The organism is Aurantiacibacter sp. KMU-128, assembly GCF_056933515.1.
Genome location: NZ_JBXORT010000001.1, coordinates 385,514 through 400,676 on the forward strand (window position 1 = coordinate 385,514; position 15,163 = coordinate 400,676).

Here is a 15,163-nt window from a genome sequence, read left to right on the forward strand (position 1 = left end):
TAACACCCGTATGAACAAGCCGCTCAAGATCACCAGGATCGGCAATTCTGCCGGGATCATCCTGCCCAAGGAGGTGTTGGCGCGGTTGCGGGTCGGATTGGGGGATGACCTCTATGTCTCCGAAGCGCCCGATGGCATTCGTCTGACTGCGTCCAATCCCTCCTTTGCGCAGCAGATGGAGGCTGCCGAGCAGGTCATGCGCGAGGATCGCGACATCCTGCGCGAACTGGCGAAGTGAGCAGAACTCGTCATCCCAGCGAAAGCTGGGATCGCTGCCGTCACGCACAACAGAAACAGATCCCAGCTTCCGCTGGGATGACGGATTGGTGAGATGCCCATCCGCATTGAACCCGTCTGGATCGACGCCAAGGTCGCCACCGCCATTCACGACCGGCAACTGGCCGAGCATGGCGGGCCGTCCGGCGTCCGCGACGCAGGGGCGCTCGAAAGCGCGCTCGCACGGGCGCAAAACAAGTGGGAATATGGCGAGGATGATCTGGCGGTGCTCGCCGCTGCCTATGCCTTTGGCCTTGCACGCAATCATCCCTTTGCCGATGGCAACAAGCGCACCGCATGGGTGCTGGCGCGTGTGTTCCTTGTGCTGAACGGCGCGGAATTGCGCTTCGATCCGCTGGACGCGCTGCGCACCGTGCAAGCCCTCGCCGCCGGAGAGCTTTCCGAAGACGAGCTCGCTGACTGGTTTCGGACGCACCTCGTCGAAGGATAGCTGGCACTCCGCTCGCTCTGGCTCCCCGCCTTCGCGGGGATGACGATCCGGGGGGATCGTCACTTTCCTACACACCGAAAATCTGCCTCATCCTGCCGGATGAGCAAGCACAATCCCCCCTCCGCCTCACATCCCGACCCCGCAAACGCCCGCCATGATGGCTGGTCGCTCGCCAAGCAGGCTGCGTTTCTGCGCCAGCTTTCCGCCACGCATTCGGTGACCGAGGCGGCGCGGTCTGTCGGGATGTCGCGGCAATCGGCCTATCGCTTGCGCTCGCGGCTGAAGGGGCAGGCGTTCGATCTCGCGTGGGAAGTCGCGTTCCACCATTCCTACGATGTGCTCGCCCATGCCGCGCTGGAGCGGGCGCTGAACGGGGTGGAAGTGCCGGTGTTCTTCCAGGGCGAGCAGGTCGGCAGCTATCGCAAATATGACGAGCGGCTGACGGTGGCGTTGCTGGCGCGCTTCACCATGGGCGGCAATCCGGCCTTCGGGCGGCCGGGCGCGACCACCGAGCGCCATGCGCGCGATTTCGAGGCGCTGCTGGCGAAGCTCGAGAGCGGGGAGGCGGTCGAGACGGGCGCGCTGACGCCGGACGATCCGGGCGAGTTTGACGGCTTGCGGATCGGCGGGATGACGGGGGCGAACAGGCCCGCCTTGCCCCATCCCTCATCACCATGTCCGTCCGGCCTGTCCGATGCCGAGCTTATCGCGCATTTACAGGCGTTTGATGCGGAGCGTGAAAAGTGACGCGGTGTCACCTTTGTCACCCGAACCGTTCGGAATCCTCGCCGAAATCGCTGGAACCCGCCGCATCGCTCCCCATATCTATGAGACACAATCACATAAAGAGAGGAGCATCCCCCCGATGACCGAGAACCTGACCATCCAGTTCAATTCCGACAGTTCGGTAATGGGCACGCAGGAAGTGGCCGCGCGGATCGAGGCCATGCTGCACGACAAGTTCGCGCGCTTTGCCGACCGGCTCACGCGGCTCGAAGTCCACGTCTCGGACGAGAACGGGCGCAAGGGCGGCGGGGATGACAAAGCCTGCATGATCGAGGCGCGTCCGCGCGGCGGGAAGCCGATCGGCGTCACCGAGCACGCGGCGAAGGTCGATGATGCGGCGCGCAAGGCGGCGAACACGATGGTGCAGCGTTTGGAGCGCGTGCTTGGCAAGGAAGCCAAGCACAAGCACGATCCGCGCCCCGACAAGGTGCTGTGAGGCGAGGGCGGACGGGACGGCGGTGACCTGAACGGGGGGAGTCGCCGAGATCCGGTCAATCCAGACTAGGGCCTGCGACCGCCGCCGCCATTGCCGTTTCCGTTGCCGTTCCCGCCGCTCGAACTATTGCCGTTTCCGTTGCCGTTATTCCCGCCGCTCGAGCTGTTGTTGCCTCCACTCGAGCTGTTATTTCCGCCGCTGGAGCTGTTGCCATTTCCGTTCCCATTGCCGCCGCCGGAGCTGCCGCCCGAGCTTCCACCGCTCGAACTGCTCGAACTGCTCGAGCTGCTACTTGAACTGCCGTTGCCGTTTCCGTTGCCGTTGCCGTTTCCATTGCCGTTGCCGTTGCCGTTGCCACCGCCGGAGCTTGAACTGGAACTGGAACTGGAACTGGAACTGGAACTCGAACCCGAACCGCCACCATTGCTGTTGCCGCCGCCGCCGGTACCGGTTCCGTAAATCGTACAGGTAGCTGCAGTCAGGTTCTGGCTGTTGGTCAGATCGTTATTGACGCGACCGCGCACGTTGAACGCGCTTTCATGGCGGATCTGTTCGGTGATACGCATAAAGCCGGTGTCGATCAGCGGCTGGTAATCGTAATAGACCTCGACCACCATCACCGCGGTATTTTCGCCTGACAGGATACGGCGGCCGTCGGGGCCGAGCCCGTCTTCGAGGGTATTGTCGGTCCGCCCGTCGCCTTCGATGCCGTAAGCAGGGTCTTGCTCCAGATCGCCCCAGCAACGCTGCCAGTTGATCATCTGGCCTTCGTTGGAGCCGTTCTGGCCGTTATGCTGCAGCGAGGAAAGGACAATGCGACCATTGGCCTGGAAGTCGATCGCTTCGCCAATAACACCGGCTCCGGCAAAGACCTCACGGATATTGGCCTCGTCAATCCCAGTATCGACGCGCCCGGCATTGTCCGCCACGGTCATAGCGATCTGGTTCACCCGCAAATGCGCCATAGCATAATTGGCAAGTTCCAGCCCGCCAAGGATCAGCAGCAGCAAGACCGGCGCGACAAACGCGAACTCGATCATGGCAACCCCGCTGATATCGCGGGCCAGGCGATGGATCGTATTGGACAGTCGCTGCATCAATTTGTCCCGCATACGGTCGGCGGGGTGGACTGCGTGCCCCAGGGTTGGTTGCGCACCGCGGTCTCGGACACCAGCGTGTAACGGGTCTCGCCACCGAGAAAATTGGCCAGCGGAACAAGTGGCTTCATCGACAACCGGGCTTCGTAGAAAACTACATCATTGGCCCCGCCGCGTCCTTGGCGTCCGGTGTCGGTGTCGAACTGGCCGTTTTCGTTAAGATCGGAGAAGCAGTCGCCGTCATCCTCGTCGTACACCCCGTCGCCATCATTATCGCGCACGATCTTTTCTGGATTCCCTATACCTGAAAAGTCGTAATAGTTGCTTTGCGTGACTGTCAGCGTGTAATCCGAAGGGAGCAACGGGCGCAGCTGGCGCTCAACCGCGTTCTTGACCGTTTGCTCGAGTGAATTGGCCGCCCCGGCAAAGCTAGGATTTTGCACGCTTGCGCGGCGAGCGGAATCGGTGAGCGCCCCCTGCATCACCGAAGAAACATAAATGCGATGCCCGAAATCCATCCCGGCCACCAGAATCAGGCATAGCGGCAGCGCAATAAAGGCGAACTCGACGATGGTCACACCGGTTTCGTCATCGCGCAGCCTGCGCAAGGTGGGGAGGATAGTGCGGAGCACCATTAGCGGGTGAGCCTCAGATTACCGATGCCCTGGCCGATTTCCTCAAACACCTGTTCCAGATCGGAACCGTCGCTAGTGAAGAAATGCGCATCACTCGTGGCGCAGGAACGGATCGCACCAGTATCGGTCACATCCAGCGCGATAACCCACACGGTAATACCCATTTCGCCAGCCAAGCGGCAAACAGAGTTAAAACGGGCGAGGTGCTGGGCATTGGTGTCACCGGTTCCACGGGTGCGGTTCTGATAGCGTTCGACCCCATGCGCCGAATACAGGGTCTCGCCGGTATCCAGTCGGCCATCGGTCATGAACACGATATGTGTGTTCACCGGGATGCCGTCGATTTCGGTGACATTGTCACCCTGGTTGAAGTTTGTCCCGCTGAAGAAGCCGGTGCGCGAGGCGAAGCGGGTGCCCCAGAGCATCCCGACATCGTGATAGGTGCCGCCTGTGACATTGGCTGTCGCTGCATTGATAGCGGTCTGAAAGTCGTCGAGATCGTCATATTCCGCAAGGCGACTGGCTTCCGAAGGGCATCCGGTTTGCGAATAGCCGGTCTGGGAGTCGACATCATAGCGGCCAAACTGTCGCGGTTCGTCGCTACCATTGGCGGCAAGATTGTCCACATCGGCTCGCGTGACGTAGTCGCGGATGATAAACTCGCCCGAAGGTGCGGGATTGTCGGGGTCAATGGTTGGGCGTTCTTCGATGCAGCCTTCACCGCTCGTGCGGAATCCCTGACGGTTACCGGGATAGGTGCCGTTGGCATTGTTCCAGCGCGAATTGCTAATGTGCACAACACGTTGGCCAATCGCGGTGATGTAGCGATAGCGAGTATTGTTCGAATACAGGCCGACTGTCGGACGGGCCGTCACCGTGCTGCTGACGCAGTTCCAGATCCAGTAGCCATCAGAGTCGCATTCATTGACTGTCCAGCTGCCTCCCAGATGCCACTGGTTGACCAGAATATCCCGGTTGCGAAGGCTGCGTGCGACATTGACAGTGTGCGAGTAAGGCACAATGCCGTAGCGAGTGATCGAACCGTCATCGCTTTCCAGCGCACGGTAAAGCCCCAAAGTTCCTTCGCGCAGCCGTTCGATCTTGGTCCCGGTGCCATTGCTGGGAGCATCATTCATGGACCCGGTAACGTCCAGCACCAGAACAATATCATTGTGTCCAACATCTTGCGTGGCATCGCAGTTGACCGAGATCGGCACAGTGTCGATCCCGATCACCCGGACTAGGGTGGTGGGAACGGTGGCAGAGGCATTGGCAACCAACTCACTACGATTTCTGGTACTTTGGTTGATATTGAACTGCACATCCGTCGCCCCGGCAGTGCCGGCGGGGAAGTTATAATCGAAGAAGCGGTCGGCTTCGTCGCGCACGTCCTGATTGAAAGTGGTACCGGTCATGTTCTGGCGGGCGGCGAGCACTGCGGCGTCGCAGGCGTTCTGCAACTTGCCGCGCGCCATGTAGGATACACTGAGATCAAGCGCGGAACCGGTGAGGGCAACCATCACCAGGATCGCGGCAGCTGCCATCGGCAGCACACTGCCGGCGGTATCGCCCGCAATCTTCCGCAGAGTTTTGTGCATCGCCATGTAATTGCCCACCATTCACAGTTAAATTCAAAGAACCGTAAGATCAGACTCCTATTTTCCTTACAATGCGAAGCGCACAAAGCAGATTACGGACTTTGGTTAAGAAAATGAGATTCCTTCTTACCGAACAGTACGTGGCCTCAGATCAGGTATTGGTCTCCGTTCGGAGAAGCCGCCTTCGCCGCCACCGGCGAGGATGATTTCCTCATCGCCAATTGAGGGTGCTTCGTAATCCGCAATCTGCAAGTCGTTACGGGGTGGCTGGCCGTTGGCCGGCTCGCTGCTAAACCTACCCTGCGCAGGTCTCAGCGTTGCCGCATAAGATGATGAGCCATCATCGCTTGCGACCGCTTGCTCTGTGCTACCTCGCGCGATCAGCCGTTCGGCCTCCGGTGCGGTCGTTTCTACAGTTTCGGCCAGGAACAAGCACCCAACCACCACGCAGGCGGCGAATGTCAGGGTCTTTCCCGGCTTTCCAATGGGTGCTGCGCGCATTGTAACCTCGAACCTTTCAGTTGGAGGCTACAGAGAAATTCTGGACAAATTGTAAAATTGGCGCGGTTAGAAGCGCGCTACGCGGGTCGCCCCCTCTCAACCCGGCCCGCGTCCGCGTCCGGCAGGGTCGGCATATTGGCCCGAATCGCGGTCGGTGTAGCCGGTGCCGCGGCCATTGCCTGCCGGGTCGGCATAGGCGCCCGAATCGCTGTCGGTCACGCCCGACTGGTAATTGCCGCGCCCGCGCCCTTGTCCGGCGGGGTCGGCATAGGCGCCGCTGTCGCTGTCGGTGATGCCGGTGCCGCGCCCGCGCCCTGCCGGGTCCGCATACTGGCCGCTATCGCTGTCGGTCACGCCGGTGGAATAGCCTCCACCCCGGCCATTGCCAGCGGGGTCGGCATATTGCCCGGCATCGCTGTCGGTCACGCCCGAGGTGCCATAGCCGCTGCGGTAGCCGCGCCCCATTCCGGCGGGATCGGCATAAGGTCCGCTATCGGCGTCTGTCGGCCCGAGCGCGACGCAGCCCGTCAGGCCCGAGCCTGCGGCAGCCGCGCCCGCCACGCGGACGAGAAAGGAACGACGGGTGGTGCGATGTGCGCGTTTCATATTTTGTTACTCCCCCTTGTCTGGCCCATGGTCGCAGCGGGCAATTCCGAAGCTGGCACGCGCCTTCTGAACGCGCAATGACCGCTTTTTCACCGCTTTGTTCAGCCCGACACCCCGGCCTTGCGCAGTTCCGGTCCGAGCCTGCCGGTGAGCCACATGAAGTACATTCTGAAATCGGCGCGCAGGCTCCAGCTGGGATAGGTGAAAGTCGCCGGACGGTTCTTCTCGACGGTGAAATGCGCCAGCCACGCGAAGAAATATCCGGCGAGCGGCATGGCAAGAAGCCACCACAGATTGCCGCTCGCCAAAGCGAAAGCGGCGACAACGAAGACCAGGCTGGTGCCGACATAATGCAACGCACGCGTCAGCGGCCGTGCATGCTCCTGCAGGTAGAACGGCCAGAACTGTTCGAAGGTCGTGAAACGGTTGGTGCCCATGCGCGCAATGCTGCGCGAACGGGAGCGATTGTGCAAGGGTCAGCCGGCGGGTTGCTGTGTCAGCCGCACAAGGCTCCAGTCATAGCCGAGCTCGCGGACGCGCGCTTCGAGGAGCGAGCGGGTGGCCGCATCGGGCTGCGCTTCGCGGGTTAGCATCCACAGGTAGCGCCCGCTGGGTTCGCCTACGATCGACCACGTGTATTGCCCGCTCGCATCCGGCCCGCCGCGATCGAGCACCCAGTAGTCGCCAAAGAAGGGGCCGAAGAAGCTGACCTTCAGTTTCGCGCCATTGCTGCCATCCACGACCCGCGCGCGGCCTTCGGACTGCCGGAATTCGCCGTCGAGCCCGTCCTGATAGCAGGAATTGACCACACGGATGTTGGACGCGCCACTGGTCTCGCGCAGCGAATATTCGGCAGTCACACCTTCGCAGCCGCGTTGGAACGGGGCTTCATAGCGGCCATATTCGTACCACGTGCCAAGATAGGCATCCAGAACCACTGCCTGCGCAGGCTCCGGTACCGAGGCGTTGCCGACCGGCCCCGGCGATCCGACACAAGCGGGTAGGGTGAGGGCAAGGGCGGCAGCAAGGGCTGTACGGTGAAGGTTCATGCAAGCGAAATGCCCCAGGGCGCACTGTGTTCCGCAGCAACGAAGGAGAAGCCCATGCGAACGTCATTAATCGCTTTTACTGCAATTGCTCTCACCGGTGGCGCGGGTCTTGCCGCCTGCGCTTCTGTGGAGCCTGCGGAAGCGGAAGAAAGCGAAGAAGCTTTTCTTGCCCGCATCGACACTTCGCGCGCCTGCTTCACCGAACGCGAGATCCGTGGCTACGCAGCGGCACCCGACGGACGCCGGATTAACGAGCGGATCACGCTCGATACTGGCAGGAATGAAGACTTCGTGCTCGAAACGCTCGGCCCGTGTCAGGACCTAGACGTCGCTTTGGGCGTAGCTGTCAGACCGCAAAATCCCGGCAGCTTGTGCAGCGGTGATTTGGCGGAGATCACAATCTCTTCACGCACTACGGCGGGCACCAACCAGTGCGTTGCGCGGGTGCTTGGCCGGTTGATGCCCGAGGCGTCCTAGGCCGCCGCCGGCCCCGTCGCGCGGAGGATTTTTGGGATTTCCTTTTTGACAGCGAAGAAGCCAGCACGGGCGTGGGGGAAAGTGAGGCGGCTAAGTTCCGGCAGCAGTTGTAAGGGAGCATGGCGCTCCAGCTCCGGCCACAGGGCATCGCGTGTCCAGCCGATGGGCAAGTACGGGGTAACGATCCGGGTGAGGCCTGCGTCCGCCAATAGCGAAGCAAGCGAGCCCGCCTGCTGCCATTCGGCGAGAGGGCAGCCGAACGCCGCCCCTGCTGCTTCCACACCGTCGGCGACAGCGCCCAGTGCGAAGTCACGCGCAGGGTCACCGACAGGCTGCGGCGAGCGTGCATCGGGCCGCGCGGCGCCAATCACCAGCGTGGGCGGCTGCGGCAGATTAAGCGGGCAGTGGCTCGCGCCTTCGTCGTGCAACAGCAGCGCATAGGGCTGCGCGAAGGCGGACGGATCGGGCGCGGCTGGCAGGTCGAGACTTTGGCGTCCATGCGGCTCCGCTTCGGTGAGCGGCTCGGCATGCCGCGCAAGCCCGTCTGCTGCCAGCGGCCCGTCGGGGTGATGCTCCGTGTAGCGGCCAATGTTGTCGGCCCGCGCCAGATAGGTTTTGCCCACCGTATGCAACCCGCCGACCCAGCGCCAGCTGAGCGTGTTGGACGCCGCATCGCCATCCATCAGATGCCGCAGAAAGAAATCAGCGCCGAGTGTCCAGTCGAGCTTCAGGGTGAAAATCCAGATACTGGCGAACCACATTCGCGCATGATTGTGGAGATAGCCCGTCTCCACCAGTTCGCGCGCCCAATGGTCGAACGCGGCGATCCCGGTGCGGCCCTCGACTGCATCGGCATATGCTTTCGCGAGGCCCGCATTACCGGCCAAAGCGGCGTAGGCGTCATCCCGCTGGCGGCAATAGCTCACCCAGATCGACGGCCGCTGTTCCAGATAGCCTTTGAAATAGAGCCGCCAGAACACCTCGGCGATATACTTCTCGGCCTTCTCCGGCGAGTGCTTGGTCAGCACGGCCGCCAGCACTTCGCGCTCGCCCAGCAGGCCGGCGTGCAGCCATGGGGACAATTGCGAGACATTGTCCCGCTTCACGCCATTATCGTGGTTGCGGGATGCAGCATATTTGCGCCCAGCATCAGGGACAAAGCCGTATAGCTGGTTCAAGCCGGTGGAGCGGTTGGGGGCAAAATCCATGCGGCTTCAACCGGAAAAGCGGCGATTGCGTTCCCGCCTTCCGTGCAATTTCCGCGATCCTTCGCGCTGCCTACGGGATTTAGGGCAGGCGGTGCACTTATTCGGAACATCGCTACGTAGCTGGCGTTGATGGCCCGAACGCTTGCGCGAAAAACTCTGCGCGTAACGCTCGTTTCTACCATCTCGCAAACCGGAAAATTTCCGAAAGGACGCATGATGAAAAAGCTTACTCTTGTTCTCGCTTCTGCTGCATCGCTGGCGCTTGTCGCCTGCGGTACCCCTGCCGAAGAAGCCGATACGGCAGCTGACGAAACCGCCATGACCGATGAGGCCATGACCGACGCGACCGCCACGGGCACGATCGTCGATGTTGCCAGCGGTAACGAAGACTTCTCGACGCTGGTCGCTGCGGTGACCGCTGCCGGTCTGGGTGAAACGCTTTCGGGTGAAGGCCCGTTTACCGTTTTCGCCCCGAACAACGCCGCTTTCGCCAAGATCCCGGCCGAAACGCTGACCGAACTGACCACCAACGACACCGAGACGCTGGGTGCGATCCTCACCTACCACGTCGTGGCAGGCAATGTGGATGCAGCGACGCTGGTGCAGGCAATCACCGAAGCGGGTGATGCAGGCTACACCGTGGAAACCGTCGGCGGAGGCACGCTGACCGCAACGCTCGACGGCGAGAACGTGGTGCTGACCGATGCTGCTGGCGGAACTTCGACCGTGGTGGCCACCGATGTGCCTGCGTCGAACGGCGTGATTCACGTCATCGATACGGTGCTGATGCCGCAGTAATCGCACCTGACGATAGCAAGGAAGGCGGGCCCTTTGTGGCCCGCCTTTCGCGTTTGGGCTCACCCCGCCATAGATAGATGTTCCTATGACTCCGCCGCTCGCCCGCCTGCTCGGATTCGCCGGTTTGCTACCGCAAGTCGCTTGCACGCTTGCCGTGTGGGCAGGACCTGAAGAGTGGCGCTGGACTGCGCTGGCGATGGGCTGGGCCTATGCTGCGCTGATTTTCAGCTTCCTTGGTGGATTGTGGTGGGGCCTGGCCGCCGGTTCGCCTGACGAGGCGCGCCGCGCGCCTGCCTGGATCTGGTTGGCTGCGGTCGTCCCGAGCCTTATCGCCTTCGCCACCTTTGCCCCATGGGTGTTCGGCTATACGTGGCCGACACCGTCCTTGCTGGTGCTGGGTCTTGGCATTGTGCTGAGTCCGCTCGTGGATATGCGGCTGGTCACGGTCCGCCCTGCATGGTGGATGCGCCTTCGCGTGCCCCTGTCGCTGGGGTTGGGGATCGCAACGCTGGCGCTCGCCTTAGGTTAGCAAACGGTCGCTAGCTATCCTTGCCTGCGGAGGAGGCAAAGCTCGTGAACAGCATACGCGTTTCCGGCGCCATCTCGTCCGGCAGGCTGCAAGCGAATTCGGTGGCGCTTCCCGCAGCGGTCAAGGGCAGGGCGATGACCCGCATCGACCAGTCGGGGCATTCGCGTTCGGTGATCTCGTCACGGCGCAGGATGCTGAGGCCCCGATGGCGGCTGTCCTGTTGGATACGGCCCATAGTGGCATTGACCACCCGCTCGGCACCTTCGAGCAATTGCATGAAGCGCGCGCCATCATACACCAGCATTCCGGTAACACCGCAGCGGGCATTGGTGCGCGAGGCCTGCGCCTGTAATGCGGCAAGCTCCTCAGCGCCGAGCGCGCTGCTGCTTGTGCTGACATAAACGAGCGATATCATGGTCTCTCCCGCCTGTTGCATTATAGGCAAGCTACGCGCGGTCAAGACACCGCGGCAAACTGGAGATTGCATGATGACGGTTTTTGTTGCCGGTCAGGCTTTGCACGCTGGTGTGCTGGCTGTCTTTGCGCTGGCTTTGTCCGGGTGTAGCGATGCCGTGTCTGACGCCGCCCCCGGTGATACCGGTGACATGACGCCATATGCAGCAATTTCGCCCGACGATACTCTGCGCTTGACCGGCACCGAACCGTTCTGGGGTGGGACGATTGCTAGTGATACGCTGCAATGGTCAACACCCGAACTCCCCGACGGGGTGACCGTGCCCGTTACCCGCTTTGCCGGGCGCGGCGGCTTATCGTTCAGCGGCGAGCTGGAGGGCGCGGCTCTCGATATCTCTATCGTGCCGGGCGACTGTTCGGACGGGATGAGCGAGCGTGCCTACCCCTTCTTCGCCGTCGTGCAGATCGGCGGAGAGACCCGCGAAGGCTGCGCCTGGCGCGAAGGCGTGGACGAACTCGAGGAGCCGTAAGCTGCCTTAAAACAGCCCCGGCACCTCGTATTGCGCATAGGTCATATCGCGCAGGTTCGGCGCGAGCGGGCCTGCTTCATCTACCGACTGCACGCCCACACCGCCACCGGCAATCGCATTGCAGCTGCGCCCGGCGAGGTAATCGAGCGCCGTCGCAATCATCGTCTCGCTCGGATCGCCCAGTTGGGTGAAAATATCGTCATTCGCACGGCAGCTATTGGGCACAGTGCTGGCAAGCCCATTGAAGTACTCGCCCAACCCGTCGCGGTTGGTGATCTGGATGGTCACCGGACGGAACCGGTCATCGCACGCGGCGAGGTCGAAACCCGACTGTCCGACCGGTTTGCCAAAGGTGTTCTCGCCGATCAGCGCGATGTCGACATAGGGCTGCATCGAATTGATGACGAGCTCGCTTGCCGATGCGGTAGAACGGGTGCCGATAAAGGCGATCTTGGTCGGCGCAATCGAATCGGCGGTTGGTGCGAAGCGGTGGACCGAGTTGTTGTTCGCCCGTTCCTGCCGGAATTCAATCTGGCTGTAGATCTGGCCGGTCAGACCCGCTCCCATCAGATCGCCCATCACATCCGCCACCGAAATCCGGCCGCCACCATTGTAGCGGAAGTCGATAATCAGCTCGGTAATCCCGGCCGCGCGGAAGCTGCGGAAGGCGGTGCGCAGATCATCATTGGCGCTTTCCACCGAGAAAGTCCGCAGATTGATGTAACCGACCTGCTTGCCGCCATCATTGATAATCAGCGCGCCATAGCGGTCCGACACCGGATCGAGCGAGAAATCGGCCTTGGACAGCGTAACTTCACGCGTCACCCCGTTCTGGTCGAGCACACGCAGCACGCGGGTGGTGCCCGGCGTGCTAGGGCCAAGTGCATTTGACACCGCCGCCGCGCCGCCGGTAGCGAATAGCGAATTGACGGTCTGCAGATTGGCGGCACTGGTGCCGATCGCAAGGATTTCCGAACCACGATCGATATTCGCGCCGAGCGCCGGTGTGCCTTCGAATGTCTCGATCACGAAAGCGCGCCGGTTGCCGCTGTCATAGGCGAGGCGGAACCCGAACCCGGCAGTAGCCCCGCTATTGTTGAAAGCCTCTTCCTCCTGAATTGAAGTGATGAAGCTGAAAAAGCGGTCGATATTCTGTGCGCGGGCGGGGGCGACCAGATTATCGATATAATCCTGCGGGTCGGTTATCCCGGCACGGCTGACATTGCTGGCGACCAGATTGGGGAACAGATACCAGTCTTCCATCACGTCATCGATAAAATCGAGCCGCTGGCTAATCGTGCAGCCACCGCCACCACCGCCGCCTCCGCCGATCGGCCCGGTTGCAATCGGAGTGGGTGTCGGGCTGCCACCGCCGCCGCAGGAAACCAGCATAGCGGCTGTGGCGATGGCGAGTGCGATTTTCGAAGTGCGCATAGAAACCGGTTCTCTTTCAGGTGCCTGTCATGTCCCCACCAATGCGCAGCCTATCGCTGGCGCAGAGTGGTGACAAGTCAAGCTGTGTCAAATTCCGTCGCTTCTTCTGCCAAGCCGATTCCTTCGACAGGCTGAACGGGCAACAGCCTTGCATTGGCGCGGGGCAGGCGGCAGAGCCTCTTGTAGATTCGACCTTACCGGCGCTGCGAAGGGGCGGCGCGCAAGTTGCAGGATGTTACGCATGGCAGACACTCTCCCCCAATGGCTTGCCGTCGCTTTGGGTAAAGGCGCCGGCGAATTGCGGCCGGGCCATGGCAAGATAGTCGCCGCGCGGCTCGGTTCAGCGAAGGTCGCAGGCAAATCCGGCTTCACCCTGTCCTCTGCCGCGTTCCGTGCGGGCGGAGAGCTCGATCCGTCGTTCACCGCCGACGAGGAAGATTCGGTGGCCCCGCCGCTCGAATGGACCGCGCCGCCTGCTGGCACGATGGAACTGGTGCTGATCGTCGAGGATGCCGATTTCCAGACGGGGGAGCCCTTCTGCCACTGGCTGGTTTGGGGTTTGCCCGGCCAGCGGGGCAAGCTGCTCGAAGGCGAGGCTCCGCCGCGCGTCGGCAAGAACGCCTTCGGCAATTCCGAATGGCTTCTGCCGGACCCGCCAACGGGCGACGAACCGCATGATTATGTGTTCCAGCTTTTCGCGCTCGATCTGCCGCTAACCTTGATGCCAGGCGCGAATCGGGAGGAGCTGATCGCCGCCATGGATGGCCATGTGATCGGCTTGGCAATGGTTACAGCAACTTATGCCCGCGAAGAAGGCGGGGATTACGACTGGGAAGACGAAGACGAGGCCGATTGAAGCGTATAGACCCGTCTCCGGCATTTTTGACTGAAAGGAAAATTCAACAATGGCTGCCAAGAACAATGCTCTCAACAAGCCGGTGAACCTGTCATCGGAGTTGGAGGCCGTCGTAGGCAAAGGCCCGATGACCCGCGCTGAAGTCACCAAAAAGGTGTGGGATCACATCAAGGCAAACAGCCTGCAGGATTCCAAGGACAAGCGCATGATCAATCCCGACGCCAAGCTGGGCGCGGTGATCGGCAATGACCAGATCTCGATGTTCAAGATGACGGGTGCTGTTTCCAAGCACATGAGCTGATAGCTCAGCCATCTGACTGACACAAAAAGCGGGCGGGCGGCCAATCGGCTACCCGCCCGTTTTATATTGCCGCAAAACGACCGGCTCAGCCGCCTTGCGAAAACGCGCCAAAAATCCAGATGGCCGATAGGATGCCGATTGTCGCCAGCAAGCTCGCCGCCAGTATCCAGCGGACATGGCCGGTCTTTTCGCCCGCCATCGCATCGTCATCCTCGATGTGGATCTGTTCCTTGTTTTGCTCGCTCATGGCTATGCCTTTCCGTCCGTTGCGGTTGTTCTAACCGGATTTACGGACGGGGAAGCCTGAAGTTCCGGCCGCCTACGCGGACGCTAGTCGCGCAGCAGCTCGTTAATGCCGGTTTTGGAGCGGGTCTGCGCATCAACGGTCTTGACGATCACCGCACAATACAGGCTCGGCCCCGGCGTACCGTCAGCCAACGGCTTGCCCGGCAACGCGCCGGGAACGACCACCGCATAGGGCGGCACTTCGCCGCGATGGACTTCGCCGGTCTCGCGGTTCACGATCTTGGTCGACGCGCCCAGATAAACGCCCATAGACAGCACCGCGCCTTCGCCGACACGCACGCCCTCGGCCACTTCGGCGCGCGCGCCGATAAAGGCACCGTCGCCAATAATCACCGGGCCAGCCTGCAACGGTTCGAGCACGCCGCCAATCCCCGCGCCGCCCGAAATATGCACATTCTTGCCAATCTGTGCGCAAGAGCCGACCGTCGCCCACGTGTCCACCATCGTGCCTTCATCGACATAGGCGCCGATATTGACGAAACTGGGCATCAGCACCGTGTTCGGCGCAATGTAAGCACCGCGCCGCGCCACCGCGCCCGGAACGACGCGGAAGCCCGCTTCGGCAAAGCGATCCTTGCCCCAACCGGCGAACTTGCTCGGCACCTTGTCATAGGCTGGATGTCCGGCGCTGCCGCCTTCGATCACGCGGTTATCCGACAGGCGGAAGGACAAGAGCACCGCCTTCTTGAGCCACTGGTTTACTTGCCAACTGCCACCATCCACCGGTTCGGCCACGCGCGCCGCACCCTTGTCGAGCAGTTCGATCGCTTCTTCGACCATGCGCCGCACATCGGTGCTGGCGGGGGTGACATTGGCGCGGTCTTCCCACGCGGCTTCGATACCTGCGATCAATTCTGCGGTCATGTAACCGGCCT

21 protein-coding genes are annotated in these 15,163 nt (G+C 61.8%); 10 read left to right on the top strand and 11 right to left on the bottom strand.

Going from position 1 to position 15,163, the window contains the following annotated elements:
- The first annotated feature begins 10 nt into the window (after positions 1 to 10).
- From ACS0VV_RS01975 to ACS0VV_RS01990, 4 genes are all read left to right on the top strand, one after another.
- Positions 11 to 238, top strand: a complete 228-nt coding sequence (locus ACS0VV_RS01975; RefSeq protein ID WP_483531061.1) for an AbrB/MazE/SpoVT family DNA-binding domain-containing protein — start codon at positions 11 to 13, stop codon at positions 236 to 238.
- A 93-nt stretch (positions 239 to 331) separates the two neighbouring features.
- A complete protein-coding gene (locus ACS0VV_RS01980) occupies positions 332 to 727 on the top strand; it encodes a type II toxin-antitoxin system death-on-curing family toxin (protein ID WP_483531062.1) in 396 nt (131 codons plus the stop codon).
- A gap of 99 nt (positions 728 to 826) precedes the next feature.
- Positions 827 to 1,474, top strand: a complete 648-nt coding sequence (locus tag ACS0VV_RS01985) for a hypothetical protein (RefSeq protein ID WP_483531063.1) — start codon at positions 827 to 829, stop codon at positions 1,472 to 1,474.
- 118 nt (positions 1,475 to 1,592) lie between these two features.
- Positions 1,593 to 1,949, top strand: coding sequence for an HPF/RaiA family ribosome-associated protein (locus ACS0VV_RS01990; RefSeq protein ID WP_483531064.1), 357 nt, complete (start codon positions 1,593 to 1,595; stop codon positions 1,947 to 1,949).
- A gap of 65 nt (positions 1,950 to 2,014) precedes the next feature.
- Here the strand turns inward: ACS0VV_RS01990 and ACS0VV_RS01995 are convergent, their stop codons facing one another.
- The 6 genes from ACS0VV_RS01995 to ACS0VV_RS02020 all read right to left on the bottom strand — a co-directional run bounded on the left by ACS0VV_RS01995 (position 2,015) and on the right by ACS0VV_RS02020 (position 7,435).
- Positions 2,015 to 3,046, bottom strand: a complete 1,032-nt coding sequence (locus ACS0VV_RS01995) for a TadE/TadG family type IV pilus assembly protein (protein WP_483531065.1) — start codon at positions 3,044 to 3,046, stop codon at positions 2,015 to 2,017.
- A complete protein-coding gene (locus ACS0VV_RS02000; RefSeq protein ID WP_483531066.1) occupies positions 3,046 to 3,624 on the bottom strand; it encodes a TadE/TadG family type IV pilus assembly protein in 579 nt (192 codons plus the stop codon). The genes ACS0VV_RS01995 and ACS0VV_RS02000 overlap by 1 nt, the downstream gene beginning before the upstream one ends.
- 56 nt (positions 3,625 to 3,680) lie before the next feature.
- Positions 3,681 to 5,279 carry a TadE/TadG family type IV pilus assembly protein gene (locus tag ACS0VV_RS02005; protein ID WP_483531067.1) on the bottom strand — a complete coding sequence of 533 codons (1,599 nt, stop codon included), beginning with the start codon at positions 5,277 to 5,279 and terminating at the stop codon, positions 3,681 to 3,683.
- A gap of 597 nt (positions 5,280 to 5,876) precedes the next feature.
- A complete protein-coding gene (locus ACS0VV_RS02010; protein WP_483531068.1) occupies positions 5,877 to 6,386 on the bottom strand; it encodes a hypothetical protein in 510 nt (169 codons plus the stop codon).
- 101 nt (positions 6,387 to 6,487) lie between these two features.
- Positions 6,488 to 6,823 (bottom strand): Mpo1-like protein, encoded by a 336-nt coding sequence (locus tag ACS0VV_RS02015; RefSeq protein WP_483531069.1) that lies wholly within the window; start codon positions 6,821 to 6,823, stop codon positions 6,488 to 6,490.
- A 39-nt stretch (positions 6,824 to 6,862) separates the two neighbouring features.
- A complete protein-coding gene (locus ACS0VV_RS02020) occupies positions 6,863 to 7,435 on the bottom strand; it encodes a lipocalin family protein (protein ID WP_483531070.1) in 573 nt (190 codons plus the stop codon).
- A 54-nt stretch (positions 7,436 to 7,489) separates the two neighbouring features.
- Between ACS0VV_RS02020 and ACS0VV_RS02025 the strand changes: the two genes are divergently transcribed.
- On the top strand, positions 7,490 to 7,912 hold the full coding sequence (locus ACS0VV_RS02025; RefSeq protein WP_483531071.1) for a DUF6491 family protein: 423 nt from the start codon (positions 7,490 to 7,492) through the stop codon (positions 7,910 to 7,912).
- Here ACS0VV_RS02025 and ACS0VV_RS02030 read toward each other — a convergent pair.
- The gene (locus ACS0VV_RS02030) at positions 7,909 to 9,120 is read right to left on the bottom strand and encodes an FAD-binding domain-containing protein (protein ID WP_483531072.1); all 1,212 of its coding nucleotides are present in this window, start codon (positions 9,118 to 9,120) and stop codon (positions 7,909 to 7,911) included. The two genes, ACS0VV_RS02025 and ACS0VV_RS02030, sit on opposite strands and share 4 nt — an antisense overlap.
- Positions 9,121 to 9,336: 216 nt before the next feature.
- On the opposite strand from ACS0VV_RS02030, the gene ACS0VV_RS02035 reads away from it, so the two are divergent.
- Complete coding sequence (locus tag ACS0VV_RS02035; RefSeq protein WP_483531073.1) at positions 9,337 to 9,918, top strand: fasciclin domain-containing protein; 582 nt, start codon at positions 9,337 to 9,339, stop codon at positions 9,916 to 9,918.
- 85 nt (positions 9,919 to 10,003) lie between these two features.
- A complete protein-coding gene (locus tag ACS0VV_RS02040; RefSeq protein ID WP_483531074.1) occupies positions 10,004 to 10,447 on the top strand; it encodes a DUF3429 domain-containing protein in 444 nt (147 codons plus the stop codon).
- Positions 10,448 to 10,457: 10 nt separating this feature from the next.
- On the opposite strand, the gene ACS0VV_RS02045 is transcribed toward ACS0VV_RS02040, so the two are convergent.
- Entirely contained in the window at positions 10,458 to 10,883 is a 426-nt protein-coding gene (locus tag ACS0VV_RS02045) for a BLUF domain-containing protein (RefSeq protein ID WP_483531075.1), read from the bottom strand.
- Between the two features lie 49 nt (positions 10,884 to 10,932).
- Between ACS0VV_RS02045 and ACS0VV_RS02050 the strand changes: the two genes are divergently transcribed.
- Positions 10,933 to 11,391, top strand: coding sequence for a COG3650 family protein (locus ACS0VV_RS02050; protein ID WP_483531076.1), 459 nt, complete (start codon positions 10,933 to 10,935; stop codon positions 11,389 to 11,391).
- A 6-nt stretch (positions 11,392 to 11,397) separates the two neighbouring features.
- On the opposite strand, the gene ACS0VV_RS02055 is transcribed toward ACS0VV_RS02050, so the two are convergent.
- Positions 11,398 to 12,825, bottom strand: coding sequence for a S41 family peptidase (locus ACS0VV_RS02055; protein WP_483531077.1), 1,428 nt, complete (start codon positions 12,823 to 12,825; stop codon positions 11,398 to 11,400).
- A 241-nt stretch (positions 12,826 to 13,066) separates the two neighbouring features.
- On the opposite strand from ACS0VV_RS02055, the gene ACS0VV_RS02060 reads away from it, so the two are divergent.
- A complete protein-coding gene (locus tag ACS0VV_RS02060) occupies positions 13,067 to 13,681 on the top strand; it encodes a YbhB/YbcL family Raf kinase inhibitor-like protein (RefSeq protein WP_483531078.1) in 615 nt (204 codons plus the stop codon).
- A gap of 49 nt (positions 13,682 to 13,730) precedes the next feature.
- A complete protein-coding gene (locus tag ACS0VV_RS02065; RefSeq protein ID WP_483531079.1) occupies positions 13,731 to 13,982 on the top strand; it encodes an SWIB/MDM2 domain-containing protein in 252 nt (83 codons plus the stop codon).
- 85 nt (positions 13,983 to 14,067) lie between these two features.
- Here ACS0VV_RS02065 and ACS0VV_RS02070 read toward each other — a convergent pair whose 3' ends face one another.
- Together ACS0VV_RS02070 and dapD are read right to left on the bottom strand one after the other, a co-directional pair.
- Positions 14,068 to 14,229, bottom strand: coding sequence for a hypothetical protein (locus tag ACS0VV_RS02070; RefSeq protein ID WP_483531080.1), 162 nt, complete (start codon positions 14,227 to 14,229; stop codon positions 14,068 to 14,070).
- 83 nt (positions 14,230 to 14,312) lie between these two features.
- Positions 14,313 to 15,152, bottom strand: a complete 840-nt coding sequence (gene dapD, locus ACS0VV_RS02075) for a 2,3,4,5-tetrahydropyridine-2,6-dicarboxylate N-succinyltransferase (protein ID WP_483531081.1) — start codon at positions 15,150 to 15,152, stop codon at positions 14,313 to 14,315.
- Positions 15,153 to 15,163: the final 11 nt, after the last annotated feature.